This is a genomic window from Phormidesmis sp. 146-20, assembly GCF_052939475.1.
In genome coordinates, this window is sequence record NZ_JBJPHT010000008.1 from 104,256 (window position 1) to 126,415 (window position 22,160).

23 protein-coding genes and 1 CRISPR repeat array are annotated in these 22,160 nt (G+C 47.9%); of the genes, 19 read left to right on the top strand and 4 right to left on the bottom strand.

Annotated elements, in window-relative coordinates:
- Nucleotides 1-8 precede the first annotated feature (8 nt).
- From ACKFKH_RS09440 to ACKFKH_RS09490, 11 genes are all read left to right on the top strand, one after another.
- The gene (locus ACKFKH_RS09440; protein WP_446858020.1) at nt 9-962 is read left to right on the top strand and encodes an RAMP superfamily CRISPR-associated protein; all 954 of its coding nucleotides are present in this window, start codon (nt 9-11) and stop codon (nt 960-962) included.
- Nucleotides 959-1,420, top strand: a complete 462-nt coding sequence (locus tag ACKFKH_RS09445; RefSeq protein WP_446858021.1) for a hypothetical protein — start codon at nt 959-961, stop codon at nt 1,418-1,420. Before ACKFKH_RS09440 ends, ACKFKH_RS09445 begins: the two co-directional genes overlap by 4 nt.
- Nucleotides 1,417-2,376: an RAMP superfamily CRISPR-associated protein gene (locus ACKFKH_RS09450; RefSeq protein ID WP_446858022.1), complete on the top strand. Its 960-nt coding sequence runs from the start codon at nt 1,417-1,419 to the stop codon at nt 2,374-2,376. The genes ACKFKH_RS09445 and ACKFKH_RS09450 overlap by 4 nt, the downstream gene beginning before the upstream one ends.
- A complete protein-coding gene (locus ACKFKH_RS09455) occupies nt 2,373-2,687 on the top strand; it encodes a hypothetical protein (RefSeq protein WP_446858023.1) in 315 nt (104 codons plus the stop codon). The genes ACKFKH_RS09450 and ACKFKH_RS09455 overlap by 4 nt, the downstream gene beginning before the upstream one ends.
- A 251-nt stretch (nt 2,688-2,938) precedes the next feature.
- A complete protein-coding gene (cas1, locus tag ACKFKH_RS09460) occupies nt 2,939-3,361 on the top strand; it encodes a CRISPR-associated endonuclease Cas1 (protein ID WP_446858024.1) in 423 nt (140 codons plus the stop codon).
- Nucleotides 3,336-3,647, top strand: a complete 312-nt coding sequence (gene cas2 / locus ACKFKH_RS09465; RefSeq protein WP_446858025.1) for a CRISPR-associated endonuclease Cas2 — start codon at nt 3,336-3,338, stop codon at nt 3,645-3,647. The genes cas1 and cas2 overlap by 26 nt, the downstream gene beginning before the upstream one ends.
- A 282-nt stretch (nt 3,648-3,929) precedes the next feature.
- Nucleotides 3,930-4,479: direct repeats of the CRISPR family, unit length 35 nt; unit sequence GTTTCACAGCCTATTCCCCGCAAGGGGATGGAAAC.
- A gap of 470 nt (nt 4,480-4,949) precedes the next feature.
- Nucleotides 4,950-5,981 carry a type 2 isopentenyl-diphosphate Delta-isomerase gene (gene fni, locus ACKFKH_RS09470; protein ID WP_446858026.1) on the top strand — a complete coding sequence of 344 codons (1,032 nt, stop codon included), beginning with the start codon at nt 4,950-4,952 and terminating at the stop codon, nt 5,979-5,981.
- Nucleotides 5,982-6,263: 282 nt separating this feature from the next.
- Nucleotides 6,264-6,815: a pyroglutamyl-peptidase I family protein gene (locus tag ACKFKH_RS09475; RefSeq protein ID WP_446858027.1), complete on the top strand. Its 552-nt coding sequence runs from the start codon at nt 6,264-6,266 to the stop codon at nt 6,813-6,815.
- Between the two features lie 87 nt (nt 6,816-6,902).
- The gene (locus tag ACKFKH_RS09480; RefSeq protein WP_446858028.1) at nt 6,903-8,249 is read left to right on the top strand and encodes a DUF3370 domain-containing protein; all 1,347 of its coding nucleotides are present in this window, start codon (nt 6,903-6,905) and stop codon (nt 8,247-8,249) included.
- Nucleotides 8,250-8,481: 232 nt separating this feature from the next.
- Nucleotides 8,482-9,144, top strand: a complete 663-nt coding sequence (locus tag ACKFKH_RS09485; RefSeq protein WP_446858029.1) for a ribosomal protein L7/L12 — start codon at nt 8,482-8,484, stop codon at nt 9,142-9,144.
- A 52-nt stretch (nt 9,145-9,196) separates the two neighbouring features.
- Entirely contained in the window at nt 9,197-9,574 is a 378-nt protein-coding gene (locus ACKFKH_RS09490; RefSeq protein WP_446858030.1) for a DUF423 domain-containing protein, read from the top strand.
- Nucleotides 9,575-9,779: 205 nt separating this feature from the next.
- Here the strand turns inward: ACKFKH_RS09490 and ACKFKH_RS09495 are convergent, their stop codons facing one another.
- On the bottom strand, nt 9,780-10,049 hold the full coding sequence (locus tag ACKFKH_RS09495; RefSeq protein WP_446858031.1) for an antitoxin family protein: 270 nt from the start codon (nt 10,047-10,049) through the stop codon (nt 9,780-9,782).
- Nucleotides 10,050-10,386: 337 nt separating this feature from the next.
- On the opposite strand from ACKFKH_RS09495, the gene ACKFKH_RS09500 reads away from it, so the two are divergent.
- The 6 genes from ACKFKH_RS09500 (at nt 10,387) to ACKFKH_RS09525 (ending at nt 16,389) form a co-directional block, all read left to right on the top strand.
- Complete coding sequence (locus ACKFKH_RS09500; protein WP_446858032.1) at nt 10,387-10,758, top strand: hypothetical protein; 372 nt, start codon at nt 10,387-10,389, stop codon at nt 10,756-10,758.
- Between the two features lie 228 nt (nt 10,759-10,986).
- Nucleotides 10,987-11,769 carry an ergothioneine biosynthesis protein EgtC gene (egtC, locus tag ACKFKH_RS09505; protein WP_446858033.1) on the top strand — a complete coding sequence of 261 codons (783 nt, stop codon included), beginning with the start codon at nt 10,987-10,989 and terminating at the stop codon, nt 11,767-11,769.
- Nucleotides 11,738-13,030 carry an SUMF1/EgtB/PvdO family nonheme iron enzyme gene (locus ACKFKH_RS09510; protein WP_446858034.1) on the top strand — a complete coding sequence of 431 codons (1,293 nt, stop codon included), beginning with the start codon at nt 11,738-11,740 and terminating at the stop codon, nt 13,028-13,030. Before egtC ends, ACKFKH_RS09510 begins: the two co-directional genes overlap by 32 nt.
- 150 nt (nt 13,031-13,180) lie before the next feature.
- Nucleotides 13,181-14,248: an L-histidine N(alpha)-methyltransferase gene (gene egtD, locus ACKFKH_RS09515; protein ID WP_446858035.1), complete on the top strand. Its 1,068-nt coding sequence runs from the start codon at nt 13,181-13,183 to the stop codon at nt 14,246-14,248.
- Between the two features lie 433 nt (nt 14,249-14,681).
- Complete coding sequence (locus ACKFKH_RS09520; RefSeq protein ID WP_446858036.1) at nt 14,682-15,308, top strand: hypothetical protein; 627 nt, start codon at nt 14,682-14,684, stop codon at nt 15,306-15,308.
- A 178-nt stretch (nt 15,309-15,486) separates the two neighbouring features.
- The gene (locus ACKFKH_RS09525; protein WP_446858037.1) at nt 15,487-16,389 is read left to right on the top strand and encodes a carbohydrate ABC transporter permease; all 903 of its coding nucleotides are present in this window, start codon (nt 15,487-15,489) and stop codon (nt 16,387-16,389) included.
- Nucleotides 16,390-16,475: 86 nt separating this feature from the next.
- On the opposite strand, the gene radA is transcribed toward ACKFKH_RS09525, so the two are convergent.
- Nucleotides 16,476-17,942 carry a DNA repair protein RadA gene (gene radA, locus ACKFKH_RS09530; protein WP_446858104.1) on the bottom strand — a complete coding sequence of 489 codons (1,467 nt, stop codon included), beginning with the start codon at nt 17,940-17,942 and terminating at the stop codon, nt 16,476-16,478.
- A 175-nt stretch (nt 17,943-18,117) separates the two neighbouring features.
- On the opposite strand from radA, the gene rpaB reads away from it, so the two are divergent.
- A complete protein-coding gene (rpaB, locus tag ACKFKH_RS09535; RefSeq protein ID WP_446858038.1) occupies nt 18,118-18,849 on the top strand; it encodes a response regulator transcription factor RpaB in 732 nt (243 codons plus the stop codon).
- A gap of 1 nt (nt 18,850) precedes the next feature.
- Here the strand turns inward: rpaB and ACKFKH_RS09540 are convergent, their stop codons facing one another.
- Both ACKFKH_RS09540 and ACKFKH_RS09545 read right to left on the bottom strand, forming a co-directional pair.
- On the bottom strand, nt 18,851-20,605 hold the full coding sequence (locus tag ACKFKH_RS09540) for a cellulase family glycosylhydrolase (protein ID WP_446858039.1): 1,755 nt from the start codon (nt 20,603-20,605) through the stop codon (nt 18,851-18,853).
- 419 nt (nt 20,606-21,024) lie between these two features.
- Nucleotides 21,025-21,237: a hypothetical protein gene (locus ACKFKH_RS09545; RefSeq protein ID WP_446858040.1), complete on the bottom strand. Its 213-nt coding sequence runs from the start codon at nt 21,235-21,237 to the stop codon at nt 21,025-21,027.
- Between ACKFKH_RS09545 and ACKFKH_RS09550 the strand changes: the two genes are divergently transcribed.
- Nucleotides 21,236-22,069: a hypothetical protein gene (locus ACKFKH_RS09550; RefSeq protein ID WP_446858041.1), complete on the top strand. Its 834-nt coding sequence runs from the start codon at nt 21,236-21,238 to the stop codon at nt 22,067-22,069. The two genes, ACKFKH_RS09545 and ACKFKH_RS09550, sit on opposite strands and share 2 nt — an antisense overlap.
- Nucleotides 22,070-22,160 lie beyond the last annotated feature (91 nt).

The window sequence follows — 22,160 nt, forward strand, 5'->3', positions numbered from 1 at the left end:
AACTTATTATGCACAAAGCAATTGTGAATCAATGTACGATCGAACTCAATCTTATCCCTGAAGGCCCAATTTTGATTAAATCGGGTCGCCAAGGGGCTGATCCGACAAAGCCTGATATGGAATTTGTTGAAACATTCCACAATGGGCGAAAGGAGATTTATTTTCCAGGAAGTTCGCTCAAAGGTGCAATTCGCGCCCAGGCAGAACGAATTGTTAGAACTGTAGGGAGTCAAAGCTATAACCTGAAAGAACCCGATCAACTATGGGCAAATGATCCCTTAAATGACAAACGAGATTATTTAAAAGGAAAAAGCCCTGAGAACATCTATCTCCATTCTTGCTTTACTGAGCAAATGTTTGGAAACACTTCGATTTCTAGTCGAGTGCGAGTAGAAGATGCCTACTATGATGCTCAAGCTGGAATTCCATTAGTGTTAGAGGAACGAAATGGTGTTGCGATCGATCGAGTTACAGGTGCAGCAACCGATAAAGCATTGTTTAACTTTGAAGTTTGTACCTCTGGTGCGTTTAGTACCAAAATCCATCTTAAGAATTTCTCGCTTGCACAGTTAGGATTGATTGGCTTAGTGTTGCGAGACCTAAATGATGGATGGTTTGGGATTGGCTTTGGGAAATCGCGAGGCTTAGGAACCGTTAGCCTTGATTACAAACGAGCGATCGTGCGTTATCCCACTTGTCAATTTCAAGATGACAAAATCCAGATGATGGGTAAAAGCCGCAAGACTTGGGATAAGACGATGCTACTAGGAGCGGGCGAATTTTTAGGGAAGAATCCTTATGGATTTCCAGACCGTGATCATCAAGCAACGCCGATTCCTGCTGAGGCAATGTCACTGGGATTTGGAGTGCAGATGGAGTGGCGGGGTCAAGAACAAGTAGAGAGCTTGTTTCGGTCAGCCGTAGAACAGTGGAAAGTTCTCTTACAGGAGCGTGCTGCATGAGTTATGTTGCTTCGGCTCAGATGGATTTAGAGACACTTCAGGCCCTCTTGGAAAAGTACGATCGCGCTTCGAGCTACTATTTTCTGCGTTGGACTCACAAAGTCAGTGGGATTCAGACCCATCTGAAAGGGTTTCCGAGTCCAGAAGGGCAATTGTTTAATTCGCAACTAGAACTGCGGTGGAAGCAAGTTCAACAGAGCTATCGGGTGTTGATGTTGAGTTCAGAGCCGTTGAATGAAGCGGGATTTCAGCCGTTATCGGGCGAATGGGAGCATGAAGATCATCCGGTTCTGATGCACGATCGCACAAATTTAACAGGCGATCGTAAAAATCCCCAATATCCAAACGGCTTCACTTACGAAAAAGGTATAGAGGTGTGTCGAATTCAGCAGCGGTGTTTTCGCAATGTGAACACGTTAGCAGTTCAGTTTATTGCACTTACGGTACAAGCGTCATGACTGAGGAAGATACTTCATTCAAACTGATTCCATTTGCAACAACGGAGCCGAAGCTAGAAGAGCGTTATGGACACGATCGCTTTGGGTACGATCGCTTTCATGGTTGGTTTGACCTAGCTTTGACTGCACAAACGCCTGTGCATATCTCATCTGGAATCGCAGCGCTTGGGCGAGATATCGGGGAAAGTGATGTCCCCATGATTCGTCCGATGGTGCAGTCTCAGAATGGAACATTGGTAATTCAGGGCAGTTCTCTCAAAGGGTGCATTCGTGCAATTTATGAGGTGATTACTAATAGTCGATCGGCGACTCAATCAGCAATGACGCTTCCTGATGGCTATAAACCTTCAAGTGGAGAGCGTCTCTGTGCTGCGGGGCGAGTGTTTGGGGCGATGGGCTATCAGGGATTGGTGTCTTTTACAGATGCGCTGTGCAATGTTTCTGCTGAAGTTGGATACGTGCGTCCAATGTTTTCACCTAAATCGCTGACTAGGTATTGCGATCGCAATGGTCTAGCAAAGGGGCGAAAGTTTTACTATCAAACGTGCCGAGTTGCTGAGGGGCAGGGTCGAACAGTTGCGATTCAACGTGCGCCGAAGGGGGCGATTTTTACAACACGATTGAAGTTTAAGAATCTAGATTCGGCTGAGTTGGGAGCATTGCTAATTGCACTTGGACAAGATTCTAAGCATCCGATCGCTTTGAAGCTGGGAGCCGGGAAAAATCAGGGAATGGGGACGGTTACGGTTGAGATCATGAAGGCGGAAATTGTGAATCAACAAAATGTGGTCGATCGCTATTCTGACTATGATTACAAGGCTTCTGCTTGGTCGGATGCAGTAAAGCAAAAACTGATTGCGGAAGCACATCGACAGTTGATTAATCAGTCGCTTGTGGGTGAGCTTTTGCAGGTATTGCGTTATCCAACTGATCGAGAACCGAGGGAGGAAGAATGAGAGAGCAGGATTGGAAGACGGCAGATGAAATTGCGCGATCGCTGCAAGCTAGTAAAACTGATGTGAATGAACTGAAGAAAGTGATTGCTTATTTGCGGTGGTCGCTTCGACAGAAAAGGCAGCCAGATTTATTTGAATATTTAGAAGTATTGGTGAAGGCGGGGGAGCAGCGTTCAAAGTCTACTGAGCCGCACTATCGCAACATTCAGCAAGCTTGTCAGCAATATTTGCAGAAGGAAATTGAAGCTGAAGTTGCGATCGAGATTTTGGGGTGGGCAGCTCGATTAGAGATTTATCACAATGCAAAGTAGATGGATGCTCAGATTGCAGTATTCTTGAGCATTGAGAATTTTCAGGCGGCTTGGAAACGAGTTATATAGCAATCCTAAATCATTCGTGAAATGCACAGTTGATCGTGCCCCCTAAATCCCCCAGAATGGGGGACTTTGAAACCGGAAATCTTGGCTTGAAGTCCCCCAGAATGGGGGATTTAGGGGGCAGAAGCCGCCTTGAACCGCAGCGACAAAGGACTGATTTATGACTCATTTAGGATTGCTATAGTTTGCTGAGTTTTGGGTATACGTTGCTTTTCAATAATGTGATGAGTTTGATTTTGGCGGAGGGGTTGAATCCGTATTTGGGGAATTTGCATCGATCGGAGCGCAAGGAGCTGCATTTGGCGTTTGATTTGATGGAGGAGTTTCGATCGCCGATCGTGGATAGTTTGGTGATGAGTTTGATCAATAAGCAGATTTTGAAACCTACTGACTTTAAGTGGGCGAATCAGGAGGGTGGAATTTATTTAGAGGATGCGGGGCGGCGAGTTTTTCTGAAGTATTTTGAGGAGCGTATTTCTGAGTCGATCGCTTATCCAGGATTGGGGGACAAGGTTTCTTATCGGCGGGTGATTCAGTTGCAGATTCAGAGGTATAAGCGTTGTTTACTGAATTCTGTGCCCTATGAGCCGTTTCTACGATCGACGTGAGGCAAAGGCGATGTTGGTTGTGGTGGTTTATGACATTCCGAATGATAAGAGGCGCACAAAGCTGGCGAACTTTTTGGAGGGGTATGGCAGAAGGGTTCAGTATTCTGTTTTTGAGTGTTTTTTGACGCTTGATCAGATGCAGAAAATGGCTGAACAGGTTCGGAAGAAAATCAAGTTAGAGGAAGATAACGTGAGGTTTTACTGGATCTCATCGGATGCGATGGGTCGGACAATTACGCTGGGAAGTTCTCCACCAGAACCTCCTCCATCGGTGTATATTCTCTGATGATTTTTTGAAGAATTTCTTAAGGTTAGAGAGTTTTGTCGCGAACTGGGTTGATCTTTCTTTCTAAGTAATTTATTATCTTTGGTGTGGTTGTCCCACCCCCTGCTGAACCTTGAAAGCCGCATAATCTCGTTGACCTGCGTCGATGCCTGTCTGGGTAAGGGTTTCAGGTAGCTTGGCCTCTGCCTTGTTGACAATAAATTGGAGTTTATTGACACTTAAAATGACCTGCGTCGATTTGGTTTCTAGGATCTCTTCAGGGCTTGGCTTCCTGAGCGAAGGGTTTCACAGCCTATTCCCCGCAAGGGGATGAAAACCAATCCAATCAAAAGATACACCGTGCACGTTGGTGAAAGTTTCACAGCCTATTCCCCGCAAGGGGATGGAAACGCCAATCCTCATATTCCATAAAAATCCTCGGAATTTGAGTTTCACAGCCTATTCCCCGCAAGGGGATGGAAACAACCCGCGCACTGCACTTTTTCCAGCCACTGGCTTGAGGTTTCACAGCCTATTCCCCGCAAGGGGATGGAAACCACATTAAACATTTTGGGTCATGAGCGATGCTCAAGGAGTTTCACAGCCTATTCCCCGCAAGGGGATGGAAACCTTGTTGCAATCCCCAAAGATATTTAGCGCAGTCCGTGATGTTTCACAGCCTATTCCCCGCAAGGGGATGGAAACTGTACAGGAACCCTTGTTGCATTAAAAACATGAGGATGGGTTTCACAGCCTATTCCCCGCAAGGGGATGGAAACACCCGAAAAAAAACTGTGGTTTGAATCGAATCAAAGTTTGTTTCACAGCCTATTCCCCGCAAGGGGATGGAAACGTAATAAAATTTAACAACAACTGAAACCCTTATCCTATCTAGCTTTACCTGGGGACTCATAAGCCCAAGGTCGCAAGTTCAAATCTCGCCTGAGCCTATTCTGACGAATAAAAGATCCTGTAGACCTCATCTGGATGGGATGTGGAATTTTAGATCGTTTGAGAATGCCCTTCAATGCCCTTCTATCCTTTTGAGTGGGTGAGGTGTAATACCAAATCAACCAACAAATGATACTCATAAAAATCAGTTAATTAACCGATTTCTATCTCTCAAATTTGAAAAAACCTATCAGGGAAGCCGTTTCAAAGTCCCCCAAAATGGGGGATTTAGGGGGCGAGGATCTGTATCAGTAACTAGTGAATTTGGTATAAGGTGTGAGGTGTGGAAGAGAGACGGAATCGTAGAAAATTGAGAGGATTGTCTGTGTCAGCGCTGCCCGTTCAAACTTAGTGATTCATCCCTCACCCCTTATGTCTGAAACCCAAAATCGTAAAGCCGATCATCTTCGTATTTGCCTGGAAGAAGATGTGCAGTGTCAGGAAACGACCAATGGACTGGAGAATTATCGGTTCACGCACTGTTGTTTACCAGACCTCGATCGCGCTGAGATTGATTTAACCACGCCCTTTTTACATAAAACACTGAGTGCCCCGATTCTGATTTCTTCGATGACGGGCGGAACGGATTTAGCAAAAACGATTAATTATCGATTGGCGGCGATCGCTCAACATTACCGACTGGCGATGGGGGTTGGGTCGCAGCGAGTCGCGGTCGAAAATCCTCAAGTAGAAGACACGTTTGCGATTAGAGCGATCGCGCCGGATGCTCTGCTGTTTGCCAATTTGGGCGCGGTGCAACTCAACTATCGCTATGGGATTGAGGAATGTTTGCGCGTGGTCGATTTGCTCGAAGCTGACGCGCTGATTTTGCATCTCAATCCTCTTCAAGAAGCGGTGCAAACGAGAGGCGATACCAATTTTCGAGGGTTGTTGGATAAGATTGGCGGTTTGTGCGAGAAGCTGCCCGTTCCTGTAATCGTCAAGGAAGTCGGCAACGGTATATCGGCTCAGATGGCACAGAAACTGATCGAGGTCGGCGTGGACGCGATCGACGTGGCGGGAGCAGGCGGCACTTCTTGGGCAAAGGTCGAGAGTGAACGGGCAGAAGATGCCAAACAGCGCAGATTGGGCAGAGTTTTTGCAGATTGGGGGATTCCGACGGCTGAGTGCATTACGGCGGTGCGGTCGTGTGCGTCTGAGATTCCTCTGATTGCGTCGGGTGGCTTGAGAAACGGATTGGAGATTGCTAAAGCGATCGCGCTGGGGGCAGATTTAGCCGGGTTAGCGCTGCCTTTTCTCAAAGCGGCCAATGATTCAGAAGAGGCGCTGCATCAGTTAGTAGAAATTTTGACCGCAGAAATTACGACGGTGCTGTTCTGCACAGGGAATGCAAATTTGGCGGAACTGCGGCGATCGAATGCCTTACAAAAAAGTTGTGAATGATTTCTAAACGCTTTGTTTTTGCTAATACCCTTTGCTAATACCAGTTGTTCGTGAAGCTGCACGTCTTTTGATCCCTTATACCGAATCAATTTGTTAATGCTACAGATCCTTCGCCCCCTAAATCCCCCATTCTGGGGGATTTAGGGGGCTGCAAGATCTGTAGCGTTCAAAAATCAATCTGGTATTAACCTTCCTTAAAAAGAGGAGAAAATAAAAGTTTTAGTTCTCTTCTAAAAGGGTAGAACATGAATTTAAGGTTGCCCATCGCCTCTGAATTAACTTATGAACTGTAAAATTCTCGCTACCTCTTTTGCCACCTGGAAAGCGCATCATGTTTCTAATTCTTCAGATGATTTGTTGAGGGCGATCTCTTCGAGTTACCCTCAAGGGGTCGCTGCTTGCTATCTTTCTAATTCCAGCCCTTATCTTCTAAGAAAAGTAACCGTTGATTTTGAGTTAGCGCCCCGTCAAGTGATTTCAATGATTGATCTGCTGAAGCCAGAAATTCTGATTTGCTGCGGCATGGCCGAAAATCGAGACAACTTAACTGTAGAGTCAAACGGTAAATCTCAGACTGAAATTCTTGAGACTAAAATCGACTTAAACCACCTGACTGAGGGAACGATCGCTACTCAGATCAGTCACGACGCTGGAAACTTTGTTTGTAATCATCTTTATTATTCAGTTCTCAAATACTTACAGAATCGAGATTTCAAATGTCAGTGTATCTTTGTGCATGTTCCTGTGTTGAACGAGCGAAATTTTAGAACGATCGTAGAAGATTTTTTGATGATCGTCGATCGCCTGAATGCCGGGAAATTTCTTCTTAAATAGCGCGATCGCAGCGAATAACCTTCTAAATTGCTAATGATAATCTGTATGGTAAAATCCCCTCACTACTTGATGCTTTCACGCTGAATAATGTTGTCATTTTTGCCGATTTTGCTCGCACAAGCCACCCCCAACCTGCCCCCCAAAGAGATTATCAAACCTCAAGAAGTTCGCGCGCTACCCGGACAGCTTGACTCGGTTTTGGTCTTCAATAGCAACAGTCCCGAAGTGGTTCAACAAGACGGTATTTTGCTTTCGACCTTTCCTGCGATCGCCAAACGAGTGCCTGCCGCTCATCTTGACCAAACCTTTGAAGGTCGCTTTGACATTTTTGCTCATCACATTGCCAAGGCGCTGACTCCCGAAGATTTGAGAACGTTGTACCTGGGAATCATTGTGCATAATCCGGGCCAAGTGCCTGTGACAGTGGATACGCTGCAAGCTGCAAGCTATCTGAGTCAACCGGATGCGCCGTTCTTAGATATTCCTTCTTTTGTGGATAACCCGATCGGAAAGGTGTTTGCGGGCCCTGGCAGTCGAGCAGTCAATGAAGTGATGCGGGGACGACGGCAAGCAGAATTTCCGCCTCAGTTGGTGATTCCGCCAGGGGAGAGCCGGATGATTTTGAATTTGCCGATTCCGGTTAAGCCGTTGACTCCGCCGCTAAATGGACGATCGACACTGATGCGCCTTCACAGTTCGGGTAAGGTCTATCTGGCTAGTCTGGGAATGTTTGCTAAAACGGATGCCAGCGGTAACGAACGCGCTCCCACTCTAGAAGAATGGCAAACTCTGCTGGATACGGGCGATTTGGTGACTCCTCGTGATAAGCCTCCGACACCGCTTTCGGCAACCAAAAATGCCTTTGCTTATGGGCGAGTTGCGGGAGTCGCTGTCGGGTCTCAGTGGATTAGTCAGGTCGTAGATCAAGGCAGCGATCGCTTGAATATTCCCAATCCGGGTCAGGCTTTTTCCTACGGATTTAGTTTGCTGTATCGAGGGACAATGGGAACGGGGCAAAATCAGAATGCCAAAGTCATCAAACGCTATCCTGATACGGCTTATGAGGCACATGGCAACTATGGGATTGAGTACGATTTAGCCATGCCGTTGTACAATCCCACCAACCAAAACCAAACCGTAACGCTGGCTGTAGAGAATCCTTTAAAGCGAGAAGATACTCAGCAGGGACTGCGATTTTTTGAGCCGCCAGCGCGATCGGTCTTCTTTCGCGGCACCGTGAGAATTCGCTATAAAGACGATGCTGGGTTGCCTCAAACTCGCTCTGTGCATTTAGTGTTGCGTCGTGGTCAGCAGGGCGATCCGCTAGTCACTCTAAATCTGAAACCGGGAGAACGCCGTCTGGTCGAGTTTGATGTGATCTATCCCCCAGATGCCACGCCGCCACAGGTTTTGACCGTCAGAACATTGGATTAATGCCAGTTTGATGAACAGCGTTGCTGAATAGCGAGATGATTTGCCCTCATCCCCAACCCGTCTCCCCAAGGAGAAAGGAGCGAGAAATCCTGTCCTATCTCCTTTTGGGAGAGGGTTAGCAAGGGCAGATTTAGGAATTCATACCCGATTCAGCAACGCCCGAATTAGCACGGCCTTGCACTTTGATAGTCCTCAACGGCTAAGATTGCAGTGAAACTCATGAGTCGTTGATATGGGGCGCGCTAAAACGATCGCAGCAGGCATTCTACTAGGCATTGGGCTTCCGATTAGCCTTCTAATGGCCATTCCTTTGTTGGATCAAAAAACACCTTCCGAAACTAAAAAAGGCGCTTTTGGGACATTGATCATACTGGGGCTACCGCCGCTTGCGCTAGGTAGTTGGCTGATATTTAGTAACCAGCGAGGCAGTAAGCAAGCAGAACGCGATCGACTTCAAGCGCTTTTCTATCAACTGCTCAAAGAAGGCAACGGGCACATTAATGCGCTGCGCTTTTCGATGGAGTCTAAGTTGAGCGGCTCTGAGGCAAAAGCCTACTTAGACGATCGTGCCAAAGAATTCAACGCTTCCTACAACATTAGTGAAGAGGGCAAACTTTCTTACTACTTTGATGGCGATTTTGGTCAGCCTGCTTTGAGTTATAGCCAATCGTCAGAAACCTATGATGTCATTGTTGAATATGTTGCAGATAGCAATCGTCGCAATGTAATTCAAGCAATTCACGAATTGACGGGACGAGACTGGATAGAAGTCAAAACTTATGTGAAAAGAAATCGTCCCTGGACGATCGCTCAAAACGTCAATAAGGAGACGGCCGACCAGATGCGAGGCAAGCTAGAAGCAGCAGGCGCAAAGGTTTTAGTCGTGTTGAGATAGAAGACTTTAAACTAGAGACAGCGACCCTTTTGCACAGATTTAGAATCTTATGATGACGCGAATTTTTCTGACGATCGCTCCCATTCTAGCCGGACTCTCGGTTGCCTTCGGTGCGTTTGGTGCCCATGCGTTAAAGGAGAAATTGAGCGATCGCTCTCTCGAAATTTTTGAAACAGGGGCCCGCTATCAGATGTATCACGCTTTGGCCTTACTGCTGGTTGCGGTGCTAATGAGTCGCGCTGAAACGGATCAAACCCTTCTAACCGTTACGGGGTCAGCCTTTCTCATTGGAATTTTTCTATTTTGTGGCAGTCTCTACGCCCTGAGTTTCACTGGCATCAAGATTTTGGGCGCAGTGGCTCCTTTAGGCGGACTGGCGTTTATGGTTGGGTGGGCTTGTCTAGCGATCGCTGCCTGGAGTTATAAATAATTCCTCAAAGTTCTTCAATCAACACATAGATAGTACGATCGCTTGCGGATCTGAGAACTTAAAGCTAATCTTCCGTTCAAAGTCCCCCAGAATTGGGGGGTTGGGGGGCGTAAGGGCTGATTAACGAAACGGAAAAACTCGTCGAACTTGTGCTAAATCAGATATGAGAGATGCTGCAATGCTCTGCTTGACGGGATCACGAGGATCATTGACGTAGATCAAAATATTGGTATGAACGGCGTTCATGCAGCATTTCTCGTGTAAACCGAGGAGCATCAAGTGGAATTGGATTTTGCTGCATTCGCTCAATGAGGGTTTTGAGAAGCTGTTGTTTAGTTTCTATATCAGAAATAGAGGGCGAAATAACTTGAGGGGCTTGAATCAACAACTCAACTTCAGTGCCTTCAGGTAACTCAAAGTCTGTTTGAAGAATGAATGCACCATTATGATAAGTTGCTTTTAGAGCTTGAGGCATCAGGAAACTCCTCGCTAGTTGCTATCCTTCAAGCATAGCCGATCGTTCCTCTCTCAAAAATTCAGGATTCCAAAAAACGAAGAACTCTTGTAGAATATTCCGCAGGTGGATATCACGCCCCGGAAACCAGATTTACCAGATCCGATCTCCGAGGACTTCCACCTAAGTTATCGGTACTAACTTCGGAGGCGTTCATGATTGTACTACGTCTGCTTTGCGATGGGATCTTGAAAGGTTGGAATCAAGATCCTGCATACACTTCATATCTTTGGGGAACCTCTGAGCAACTGCTTTGTAGTTCCCCATCCTCTTTGCATTAAATAGAGAGGATAACAATATGGCAGTTAGGAAACATCTTCCTGACTCGGTTTCGTTTAGCTTTGAGTTGCAATGCTCATCCGTTAGACGCTATCGAGTCATGGTCACATTGGATTTGCAAGAGCGACTGATTTTTATGTCTTCTGGCATTCTTCCCGATGTAATTGACTTCGTTGACGAATTTGTTGAACAACTCAGCGAGGTTGCCTCGACGAAACTAGCCATTCTCAAATGGGATGGCACTAGTGATTTGACGACTGAATATCAAATCATTCGCGTCTTGCCAGGATATCAAGCCCAACGTTCTTTAGTGAAGTTCAATATCGTGATCGGCGACAGTTCATTAATACATCTGGAGGAATTGCACGACAAAAAGACCATTCAACTATAGAAGTTTAGAAAGAAGTTTAGAAAGAAGTTTAGAGAGCCGTCAATAACTCCTTCTCTGAAAGTTCCGCAGAATGAGGGGCTAAAGGGCTAGACAACGAAGCGGAAAAACTCATCGCATTCACGTCAACCTGGTGGTCTGCGGCTCTCTAAAATCATCCGATCGACAGACATTCAGCCAACTCTAAGGCGATTGTGTCAAGATGCAAAAAGTGAAATCTTCTAAAGTCTTATGTGTCGCCTGTTTGGTTATCTTGGTTCGCCCGTCCAACTCGATCGCTTACTCACTCAACCCGAACATTCTCTCATCGTCCAGAGCTATCAACCTCGCGAAATGACCGCAGGAACGATGAATGCCGATGGCTATGGTTTGGGTTGGTATCATCCTCAACGCGACACAGAGCCGTTTCTCTACAAAAACATTCTGCCGATCTGGAATGATATCAACTTGCCCAGTTTGAGTCGCTATATCGAATCGGGCTGTATTTTGGCAAACGTGCGGAGCGCCACCGCTGGACTGGCCGTTGATTTGAGCAATTGTCAGCCTTTTCAGCATTCTCTCATCTTGGCCATGCACAATGGCTTTATTAAAAACTTTCGGCAGACTTTGTATCGACCGATTCGCGATCGTCTCAGTGATCTAGCTTATCAATTGATCAAAGGTAATACCGATTCAGAACACTTGTTTGCGCTGCTGATTGACGAGCTACAAACGACCGATAGTTTGGCCCAAGCCCTCAATCAAACGATCAAACTCGTGGCTCAACTCGCTGACAAACAAGAAACGCCGTTTTCTGCCAATCTAATGGTTAGTGATGGTCAGCAATTGGTGGTCTCTCGCTATGCCGATCGCCTCAAAGTTCCGACCCTTTATTGGCTGCGCGATCATCCCAGCTTTCCTCAGTCGGTGATGGTGGCCTCTGAGCCGATTTTTCCAGGAAACTGGCACCCCTTGCCAGATCGCTGCGTTGCAATTCTAAAACATGACCACGACCCCGAAATTTGCCCCCTCTAAAGTCCGTCTCAAATTCTGGATGCAGGACTGTCGATCGCTCACCCTATCTCTGTTTGAGAATCTGGATTACGAAACATTCTGTCGTCAAGCTCATGCTGATTTCAGTCCGATCGGATGGCATTTGGGTCACATTGCTTACACTGAGGCTCTGTGGCTTTTACAGCGCTGTGCAGGTCAGCCGCCCATCTTTCCTGAATATCATCGCTTGTTTGCTCAGGGTGGCTTGCCCAAGGGCGACCGCGTCCATTTGCCTCCCCTTGGTGAAGTTTTGCACTATTTGGAAGCGGTACGATCGCAGGTTTTTGACTACTTAGAAACGGCACCGCTAGAAACTGAAGAACGCCTGTGGAAATGGTTACTTCAACACGAAAGCCAACATGCCGAAACCGTTGCGATCGTTCTAAAACTACAGGAAAGAAACCAGCAACTAGATGTAAATAAAACAAATGTAAATAAAACAGATGCAAATAAAACAGATTTTATAAACTTCTCAAATCAAAATGCTCCAATGATCTGCATTCCAGCAGGCTATTTTGAGCAGGGGAGTGAAGCGATCGCAGCAATGGATAATGAACGGCCGACTCAACAGGTTTATTTAGACACTTACTGGATCGATCAGTTTCCGGTGACTTGTGGCGCGTATCGATCGTTCATGCAGTCAGGGGGCTATCAGAATGCAAAGTGGTGGTCAGACGCGGGTTGGCAATGGCTGCAAAAAACCTCTATGACTGAGCCGCTTTATTGGCGAAATGATCCAACTTACGACGACCATCCCGTTTGCGGTGTGAATTGGTTTGAAGCAGACGCATACACTCGATTTGTAGGCAAGCGCTTGCCAACCGAAGCCGAATGGGAAAAAGCCGCAAGCTGGAATTTTGGAGAGCAACGTCGTGCAGGTCTCTCAAAAACCTATCCCTGGGGCAACGAGCCACCTGACCCAACGCGATGTCATCACGCTCAGATGGTGGGAACGTCGCCCGTTCGGTCTCATCCCAAAGGTCAAAGTCACGCAGGCTGTCACGATCTGTTGGGCAACGTCTGGGAATGGACAGCTTCCTGGTTTGACGGTTACCCAGGATTTGAGAGTTATCCTTATCCTGCTTATTCTCAAGCCTATTTTGACGGTCAACATCGCGTCCTCAAAGGTGGCAGTTGGGCGACCTATCCCTGGGCACTCCGATCGTCCTTTCGCAACTGGTATTACCCCCATGTGAGAGAAATTTTTGCTGGATTTCGAGCCGTCCGCGATACCGAACCGTAGACCTTCAGCGCTCTCGTCATGAAATTCTGTCTGAAATTCTGTCTGATATGTAGTTGACCAAAATACGATCGCGCCTCACGCTAGACAAGGGACTTTGGACGGGGACTTTAAAAGCCGCTCACAGGCTCAAGTTCAACAAATCAGACAAGCATGGTGAAAATCAACGGAGGACGCATGTCAACTCAGTTTGCAGGTCGGGATGTTTTCGATCGTCTCAATGTCGTCGATCGCCTCAAGATCGATCATTTGGTCAGCCAGACTCAGCCCTCAGAAGACGAACTTCATCCCGGAAGTGACGTGGTGAGTGGATTGAGCCAGATCCCCAAATCTTTGCCGCCGCGCTATTTTTATGACGATCTTGGCTCTCAGCTATTTGAGCAGATTTGCGATTTGCCAGAATATTATCTAACCCGCACTGAGACGGCGATTTTGCAAGACTGCGCCAATCAGATTGCCCACCTCACAGGTGCTTGCGAAATAGTTGAATTGGGCAGTGGCAACTCGACCAAAACGCGCATTTTATTAGACGCTTATCAGCAGGCTGACTATCCTTTGTGCTATCGCCCGATCGACATCAGTGCAGGCATTCTCGAAAGTAGCGCCCAAGAATTGCTGATCGACTATCCCACGCTCCAGGTTCAGGGACTCGTCGGCACCTATGAACTGGCCCTGCAAAAACTCTCAGCGACTCACCTTCCCAAACGGATGATCTGCTTTATCGGCAGCACGTTGGGCAATCTCAGCCCCCAAGCCTGTGAGGAATTTTTGCAGCAAGTCACCGACGCGCTCCAGCCAGGTGAATATTTTTTACTCGGCATCGACCTTCAGAAATCAAAAACTCAGTTAGAAGCCGCTTACAACGATCACCAGGGCATCACCGCCGACTTTAATCTCAACATGCTGCGCCATCTCAATCGCCGCTTTGACGGAGACTTTGACCTGACTCAGTTTGAGCATGTTGCTCATTACAACGACACTCAACACCAGATTGAAATGCACTTGCGGAGTTTAACATCGCAGACGGTTCACTTAAACGCCTTAGATTTGACGGTTCACTTTGCCCAAGGCGAGACAATCTTAAGTGAGATTTCGCGCAAGTTTGATCTGACCAACCTTCAACAACAACTTCAATCAAAAATGCTCAACCTGCTACACGTTTGGACAGATCCCAATCAATGGTTTGGATTGCTTCTCTGCCAACTACGATCGCCTGAGTAATATTCAATTAATCTGGCATTGCGATCGATCTTCGACCTCCCCTAACCTCTCCTCAGTCAGGCGGGGAGCTAGAAAATTAATTCCAACCTTTAGAAGCCATCGGTGGGGGGTAAAGCTCCTGTCGCAATGAAAAACTGAATAGTGAAAGGCAATTGAGATGGCGTTGAACAAACTTTTGAACCATCTCCAAAAAAGTTTTCAAAAAAGTGGGTTTGAATCGGCAAATTATTTGTGATACTTTTGCAAAATCCCGCTAAACTTGAGTGGGCTAATGGGAAGCCATGTCTTTAAAGGGCATAGATTTCAAATTTCAGCCCCATCAGGTTAAGCAAAAGGATACGGAGTTTACCTGGATTGCGTCACTCGTTTAAACAAGTTTGAAAAGCAAGCTGCGATCGATTGAAACTAATCCAGAAATTTAAGGTGGTAGGGGATGAGTGATACAACTTCATTTTTAGGAGGAGCCGCATTAGCAGGGCTGGCAGCCGTCATTCTCTTGAGAGGAGGGGTCAGCGCTACTTCTCCGATCGGGACGATGCCCATGCCGACGCTTCAACCATTGCCCACTGCGACAATGCCTCCAGTCGGGACGATGCCTCCTGGGGTCACTCAACTCCCTACCACTTACGATTTAGAAAAACAGCGGGCCGAAACTGACCAGATCAAGGCCCAGCTAGAGCAGCAGCGCGTGCAAACCGAGCAACTCAAGGCGCAAATTCAGAGTCAGCAGGCCTTGATCGAAACGCTCAATGTCCAAAACAAAAATATGCCCCCGGCGATCGCAACCCGCAGTCCCCAGGGACAGGTTAATCCGCTAGAGTCACCCAACCTCATGACGGGTGTGCTTTGGGCGTTGGGTGGAATGATTTTAGCCTTTGGGGGCGGAATCGCGCTGGTAGGGCTATTTGTGCTGCTTGCGCGTCAACGACCGTCTCGCACGATCGAAGTGATTCATGACGACAACCCTAACTATCTTCCGGCGGGTGCGGTGAGACGGCGATCGCAGGTGTTGCCCCCTCGTCGAGTCATCAAACGGATGGATGCCGAAGATTTTGAGTAAGGTTTGAGTTTACATCCATTCTTCGCAGCGCGTCATCATTTTTGATCCTCTCTAATTTCCTTAAAAAGAGAGAACGTAAAGTGTCTTTTTTAAGCAGGACAAAGGGATCTAATCGACGCAAATCTCATAAAGAATTGGGATTACAATCCTCAAGCTGACCTATTTTGCTCGATCGTTCATGCACAAGTCGTTGTTCAAAGACTGGCAGTTTCCGCAGCAGCTAACTCCCTATTTGTTTTTGCTTCCCGCGTTGGTGATTTTGGGGCTGACGGTTTTTTATCCAGCGCTGCAAGCGTTTTATTTTAGCTTTACTCGCTATGACTTGCTCACGCCTGCCCAATGGACGGGACTGACGAATCTCAAACGTCTGTGGGCGGATCAGATTTTTTGGCAGACCTTGAGAAATACGCTGATTTATCTGGTCGGAGTGGTTCCCATTCTGGTCACTTTTCCGCTGGGGTTGGCGATTTTGGTCAATCAAAAACTTCGAGGAATTCGCTGGTTTCGGGTGGCTTACTATACGCCTGTGATTATCTCAATGGTGGTTGCGGGCATTGCCTGGAAGTGGCTCTACGCGGACAATGGATTACTCAATCAACTGCTCAAACTGTTAGGGATTTCTGACGGGATTCCCTGGTTGACGAGTCCGAGTTGGTCGATTTTTAGCGTCATGGTCGTCACCATCTGGAAAGGGTTGGGCTATTACATGGTGATTTATCTGGCTGGGCTGCAAGCAATTCCAGAAGATCTGTATGAAGCGGCGGCGATCGATGGCTCTGATGGCATTGGCAAACATTGGGATATCACCGTTCCTTTAATGCAGCCTTACCTGTTGTTGGTTGCCGTTATTTCAGCGATTTCTGCGACCAAGGTTTTTGAAGAAATCTACATCATGACCCAGGGCGGCCCGCTCAATAGTTCTAAAACGATCGTCTATTACGTCTATGAACAGGCCTTCCAGAATCTAGAAATTAGCTACGCCTGCACGATCGGACTGGTGATGTTTTTGATGATTTTGGTGTTGTCGATCGTGCGATTATGCGTTCAACGACTGACTGATTCTGACCAACCGTTGAGCTAAGTTCAATCTCCAGATTGTCCCTTGCCGCGAAACATTTCATCGAATTGACATCAAGTTAGGATAGACAAATTTAGAACCGACCAAAATCACTCCTCTTCCTCCGGCGTATCCGTTTGTTTGGGACGGCCCGCCAGTGCAACTGCCATCGCATCAACGACTCGCGAAACCGGAATCACCTCTATTCCCACATCACCATAAGTGCCCTTGGGCACGATCGCTCGTTTGAATCCCAGTTTTGCCGCTTCCTTGAGTCTGAGTTCCATTTGAGAAACCGATCGTACCTGTCCGCCCAATCCCACTTCGCCAATAATGACGGTTTGCGGATCAACGGAGCGATCGCGAAAACTAGCTGCTACTGCTACCGCTACCCCTAAATCTGCCGCAGGTTCTCCCACATTTAGCCCGCCCGAAGACGCGACATAAGCATCCAGCTTTGATAAGGGAATTCCCACCCGCTTTTCAAGAACCGCCAAAATTTGAAGGAGACGGTTGTACTCGATGCCCGTGGTCGATCGCCGAGGAGAACTGTAGCTAGTCGCACTCACCAACGCTTGCAGTTCTACGACAATGGGACGGGTGCCTTCGCAGGCCACGATCGTCGCGGTTCCGGTAGAGGCTTCATCTCGGTTGCCCAAGAAAAGCTCTGAGGGATTGAGAACTTCTTGCAGCCCCTGATCGACCATTTCAAACACGCCAATCTCATGAGTCGCTCCAAAGCGATTTTTCACAGAGCGTAGGAGACGATGACTGGCAAAGCGATCGCCCTCAAAATACAAAACGGTATCGACGAGGTGTTCTAGAACTTTAGGGCCGGCGATCGCGCCTTCTTTGGTCACATGACCGACGATAAACAGCGTGATGTTCTGGCGTTTGGCCACCTGCATGAGCACCGACGTACATTCGCGCACCTGAGAAACTGACCCCGGAGCCGAAGTCAACGTACTGTAAAAGAGCGCTTGAATACTGTCAATCACGGCCACGGCGGGCTTTAGCGACTCCAATTCCATTAAAATGGTGTCGAGATCGGTCTCAGGCAACAGATACAAATCTGCATCGGGTGCGGAGGGTTCATCTTGGGGAAGCAGCGATCGGTCGTCTTTGCCGATTCCTAGCCGTTGCGCTCTGAGTTTCACCTGCTGTCCCGACTCCTCGGCGCAGACATAGAGCGTTCGATACCTTGTGGCGAGTCGATTTGCGGTTTGGAGTAAAAGCGTTGACTTACCGATTCCAGGGTCGCCGCCGATTAGCACCAGGGAGCCAGGAACAATGCCGCCACCGAGGACGCGATCGAGTTCCACATACCCCGAAGTTAGCCGAGACTGAGGATGGTCTTCAATCTGAGTCAGGGTTTGAGAAGAAACCGCAACGGGCGCACTGCGGCTAGAACGGCTTTTTCCAGAGGTGCGGGTCTGCCCAATGGCGGCCGTCTGCGTCGATCGAACCACCTGCTCTTCCAGCGTATTCCACGTACTACAAGAAGGACACCGACCAAAATATTGAGGAGAGTCTGCCCCACATTGGGTACAAACAAAGTGCGATCGCAGTTTTGGCATGAACAAAAATAAGTGTTAATGATTCGCAACATTTCAGACAAACCTTAAGAAAGTCTGAAATTGAGTAAGAGAAAGGGTTTGACGAACTGAAAATAAAAGATTCAGCCCCTATCTTTAATGATAAAGTATGGAAAAATTAAGCTTTAAAGATTTGACTTAAGGAGCGTTACAGAAGTTGGAAAGTCATAAAGAAAAAATACTCGTAGTCGATGACGAGGCCAGCATTCGACGCATTCTTGAAACCCGTCTGTCCATGATTGGCTATGATGTCGTCACGGCTGCCGATGGGGAAGAAGCCCTCGATACGTTTCGTAACGCTGATCCTGATCTGGTGGTTCTTGATGTAATGATGCCCAAGCTTGACGGCTATGGGGTTTGTCAAGAGCTTCGCAAAGAATCTGACGTACCGATCATCATGCTGACCGCTCTAGGAGATGTCGCCGATCGCATCACAGGGTTAGAACTCGGCGCAGATGATTACGTCGTCAAACCCTTCTCTCCCAAAGAGCTAGAAGCCCGCATCCGTTCGGTTTTGCGACGAGTCGATAAAGTCGGAGTGACTGGAATCCCTAGTTCCGGCGTGATCCACATCAACACGATTCGCATCGACACTAACAAGCGCCAGGTTTACAAAGGTGACGAGCGAATTCGGCTGACGGGCATGGAGTTTAGCTTGTTAGAACTGTTGGTGAGCAAATCGGGCGATCCGTTCTCGCGATCGGAAATTTTGCAAGAAGTCTGGGGCTACACACCCGAACGTCACGTCGATACTCGTGTGGTAGACGTTCACATTTCCCGCCTCCGCGCCAAACTCGAAGACGATCCCAGCAATCCTGAACTGATTCTCACCGCCAGAGGCACAGGTTATCTCTTCCAGCGCATTCTCGAACCTGGAGAAACCGAATAGGTCAGGGTCTTGTGACTGTGAGTTGTTTGGGTAAATAGTCTGACCCTAGCTTTTTAGCACAAAATCCTGCATCGATCGTTTGACCCGGCTGAACGACGCGACCCCACTCTGGAGGCGTTACGATGTACTGCGAACCCTGATTGCGGAACGTTCCATTCCAGCGTTGATCAAGGGTCGATCGCTCCATTTGAAACTGAAGCTGCCAATTTTCGACAGGCGTTTTGCCCTGGTTGGTGACTGGCAAACTCACACAAAAGCCCGCATTCCAATCAGACTGCACGATCAGTTTGGGCTGCAACTGAGCGATCGCGCCTGAATTTGACTTCGTTGAACTTGACATAGGCGAAGGACTGCTGGGCGAGGGGCTGGGACGCACGACAGGAGTTGTGGAAAAAGAACGCATCGTCGGGGCTGGTAAAAGCTGATTGAGAAGCTGTTGTTTGGGTTGGTCGATCGCCTGCCAGTCGTCTAGCAAAATTCCCCCCGTATCCTGACTATTGGGGTTCCAACTCCAGTACGCAAAACCGAGATTGTTGCGCTGCAAAAAGTTGACAAACTGACGCTGCCAAATGCCTTCTTTGGAAGTCGCATCCACCTTGCGTCCGCCAAACTCACCGACCAGAACGGGCGCAATCTTCTGTCTTGCGATAAAAAAGAAACCCTTCTCCCAGCGATCGCTCAGATTTTTGGGAAAACTTCGCTCTGAAAACCAGGGCTGATCAAACACACCTGGGCCATATTCGTGGGGCGAGTAAACCAGCTTATTGCGAACCGCTAACCGAACTGGAAACCGCCGTACTCCTTCTAGATTGCCGCCCATCCAGTGCCGCTTGAGCCGTTGCCCAGGGACGTTGTTCTCCACGCCTTCAACGATGATCAGCCAATTTTTGTTGATCTTGAGAATCGCATTGCCCGATCGCTCCGCCGCCAGTCGCCAGTCAGTTGCTTTATTGTTGGTTCCCCAGCTTGCCCGACCGTGAGGCTCATTTTTGAGGTCAGCCCCAATGACATTTGGCTGATTTTTGTAGCGCTCCGCCAGCATCGTCCAGGTTCCGATCCAATCCGCTTCGGTGAGGCCATCTCCATACCACAGTTCAGGAATGCGTTGATTATTGAGACGGTGACTATCAAGCAAAATCAGCAAGCCCTGCCGCCCCGCTTCTTGAATCACCAAATCCATGACTTCGATCGGCGTTTTGCCCTGCAATTCACGATTACTGCCCAGGTCGAAATTAATGCCGCTCACGCTCGTCCCTCGGAGTGCCTGAACCGAATAAGGTAAGCGAATCACGTTGTAGCCCAAGCTCTTGATCTGCGTCAGCATCTCCTTATAGTCTCGCAACCACAATCCATGAGGAGCCTGAAGGTCAGATTCTATGCCAAACCAGTTGACCCCCCGCAGCATCACCGATCGCCCTGTGGCATCCACTACGCTTGCCCCTCGCGTCGATAAAGGTGGCTGAATGACGATCGCAGCCTCCGCTATAAAAATTAGGTTTTGTATCCAAAAATACAGCCCGATCGCCAGTCCAATTATGAAGAACCGAAGGAGTCGAATCTGAAGGCGAGGGCTAAATCGCACATTAACAAGGTTTTGTAATGAATACCAGGCGCTTTGGTAAAAATACGGTGGCGATCGCCGTTGTTTCAAAGCCTGCCCTGAGTATTTCTGCCACAAGACAGCCAAAGCTGTGATTAGCCAGGTGTGTGTAAAGCGAGTCCGCAATCTGGGTAGGAGGGCAAAAGATTTAGCCATATTTAAATCGTTGAATGAGTTTACTTGGCTGAGAGAGAAATCAGAATTGAGAAAATTGCACCGTCAAACTCTTAGCAGTAAAGCCCCAAAATTTTAGAATTCAATACAGCTATACAAAGGGGGCAAAACTCAGTTGCACCCGGAAGAAACCCATGAACGATCTCGTCCCTTCATCCTTCTAAGCAACCGCTTGCTACCCTTACTATCTCGGTAATGACGGCGCTTTTCAGCAAAAGGTGTCTAAAGATAAGATGCCTTTCATATAAAGTTTTTGTAAAGTTTTCATGAAGCTATTCAGGCCTACAACAGTGCTCTAATGACTGCTTGTACGCTAGACACCGTAAGGGAAACCGTACTACGGAATCCACTGAGTCAATCAGGGCATTAAACCTCATCATGAAAAAGTAGTCTCCGAAATTTCACATAAACTTTTTGTGCCAGCGCTCTTCTTCATGGGATTTATATTCCATTTTTAGTGGAGAGCCACTAATCTTGATATCAAAGGTAAGCAATTCTTTTCTGTCTGCCTCGATCGCTTGATTGATCGCATCAAGACAGATTGAAACTTGTGAAGTTGCTGCCACTTGCCCACGGTCTTTTTGTAGTAACCGATACTCAGAGTTGTCAAACATGACTGTACCTTCACTCGGAAAGTTTTTAGTCCCTGCCGCCCTCGCTGCCGGAGCCGTCTTCTCAATCTCTACAGCCCCGCTTGCTCTCTTTGGCTCTGAGCCAATCACCGTCGAAATGAAGGGAACGGAAGTCTTTAAAGGCAGCCTTAAAGATGTCGCTGCTCCTTATCTGGGTTTTGCGGGTGCCCTGAGTTTGGCTGTAGGAGTCACAAGCCTCGCATTGACTGGATGGCGGCAGTCCTCTCGTCAGTCAGGAAAACTGGAACAGCAGGTCTCCGGAATGCAGAATCAACTCCAGGAAAAAGAAGTTCAGCTTCAAGAGCTTTTGCTCTCAGATAAAAGTCTAGAAACGACTGGACTCCAATTTTTTCTAGAGGATGAAGAATCGTCTCAGCTAGTTTCTGATGAAGTAGCCGTTCCGTCTCAGCCGATCGTTCAGGCATCTGCTCAGGTGAGTCAGCCGATCGTTTACGCTGCGCCGTCTCAGTCTATTCTGTCTGCCAAGCCCACCGTTCAAACTGCGGTATCTCCTCTACAGGCTGCTCAAGCGTTTCTCAGCTTCTCTCGAACGGGAACCTCAGCTAAAGCAGCGGTCAAACCTGCCTGGACTCAAGTGCCCCCTGCTTCTGAGAGTACGGTCGCGCAAATCAGCGAACTGCAAACTCAGCTTCAGCAAATCATGGCGCAGATTGAGACGCTGCAATCAAACGCTTGGGTCGAGTCGCAGCCTGTCAACTCAAGAGTCACGATCGATTCCATGATCTCCTCAATTCCGCAAGCCAAACAGCGTAAACTTGAGCCGCAGAGAGTGATGCAAATTGTTGCTTCCTAGAATTTGGGACACTCACGGGGTGCCCTTCTTTTTAGGATAAGTTTCGGCAGCCAAAACAGCCAAGATCCTGCTTCGCAAGAAACGGCGACCT

What these genes read in the sequence shown, in the direction of transcription:
- ACKFKH_RS09440 (WP_446858020.1), top strand. Translation starts at nt 9, where the DNA reads ATGCACAAAGCAATTGTGAATCAATGTACGATCGAACTCAATCTTATC.
- ACKFKH_RS09445 (WP_446858021.1), top strand. Translation starts at nt 959, where the DNA reads ATGAGTTATGTTGCTTCGGCTCAGATGGATTTAGAGACACTTCAGGCC.
- ACKFKH_RS09450 (WP_446858022.1), top strand. Translation starts at nt 1,417, where the DNA reads ATGACTGAGGAAGATACTTCATTCAAACTGATTCCATTTGCAACAACG.
- ACKFKH_RS09455 (WP_446858023.1), top strand. Translation starts at nt 2,373, where the DNA reads ATGAGAGAGCAGGATTGGAAGACGGCAGATGAAATTGCGCGATCGCTG.
- cas2 (WP_446858025.1), top strand. Translation starts at nt 3,336, where the DNA reads ATGAGCCGTTTCTACGATCGACGTGAGGCAAAGGCGATGTTGGTTGTG.
- fni (WP_446858026.1), top strand. Translation starts at nt 4,950, where the DNA reads ATGTCTGAAACCCAAAATCGTAAAGCCGATCATCTTCGTATTTGCCTG.
- ACKFKH_RS09475 (WP_446858027.1), top strand. Translation starts at nt 6,264, where the DNA reads ATGAACTGTAAAATTCTCGCTACCTCTTTTGCCACCTGGAAAGCGCAT.
- ACKFKH_RS09480 (WP_446858028.1), top strand. Translation starts at nt 6,903, where the DNA reads ATGTTGTCATTTTTGCCGATTTTGCTCGCACAAGCCACCCCCAACCTG.
- ACKFKH_RS09485 (WP_446858029.1), top strand. Translation starts at nt 8,482, where the DNA reads ATGGGGCGCGCTAAAACGATCGCAGCAGGCATTCTACTAGGCATTGGG.
- ACKFKH_RS09490 (WP_446858030.1), top strand. Translation starts at nt 9,197, where the DNA reads ATGACGCGAATTTTTCTGACGATCGCTCCCATTCTAGCCGGACTCTCG.
- ACKFKH_RS09495 (WP_446858031.1), bottom strand. Translation starts at nt 10,049, where the DNA reads ATGCCTCAAGCTCTAAAAGCAACTTATCATAATGGTGCATTCATTCTT.
- ACKFKH_RS09500 (WP_446858032.1), top strand. Translation starts at nt 10,387, where the DNA reads ATGGCAGTTAGGAAACATCTTCCTGACTCGGTTTCGTTTAGCTTTGAG.
- egtC (WP_446858033.1), top strand. Translation starts at nt 10,987, where the DNA reads ATGTGTCGCCTGTTTGGTTATCTTGGTTCGCCCGTCCAACTCGATCGC.
- ACKFKH_RS09510 (WP_446858034.1), top strand. Translation starts at nt 11,738, where the DNA reads ATGACCACGACCCCGAAATTTGCCCCCTCTAAAGTCCGTCTCAAATTC.
- egtD (WP_446858035.1), top strand. Translation starts at nt 13,181, where the DNA reads ATGGTGAAAATCAACGGAGGACGCATGTCAACTCAGTTTGCAGGTCGG.
- ACKFKH_RS09520 (WP_446858036.1), top strand. Translation starts at nt 14,682, where the DNA reads ATGAGTGATACAACTTCATTTTTAGGAGGAGCCGCATTAGCAGGGCTG.
- ACKFKH_RS09525 (WP_446858037.1), top strand. Translation starts at nt 15,487, where the DNA reads ATGCACAAGTCGTTGTTCAAAGACTGGCAGTTTCCGCAGCAGCTAACT.
- radA (WP_446858104.1), bottom strand. Translation starts at nt 17,942, where the DNA reads ATGCCAAAACTGCGATCGCACTTTGTTTGTACCCAATGTGGGGCAGAC.
- ACKFKH_RS09540 (WP_446858039.1), bottom strand. Translation starts at nt 20,605, where the DNA reads ATGGCTAAATCTTTTGCCCTCCTACCCAGATTGCGGACTCGCTTTACA.
- ACKFKH_RS09550 (WP_446858041.1), top strand. Translation starts at nt 21,236, where the DNA reads ATGACTGTACCTTCACTCGGAAAGTTTTTAGTCCCTGCCGCCCTCGCT.
- ACKFKH_RS09545 (WP_446858040.1), bottom strand. Translation starts at nt 21,237, where the DNA reads ATGTTTGACAACTCTGAGTATCGGTTACTACAAAAAGACCGTGGGCAA.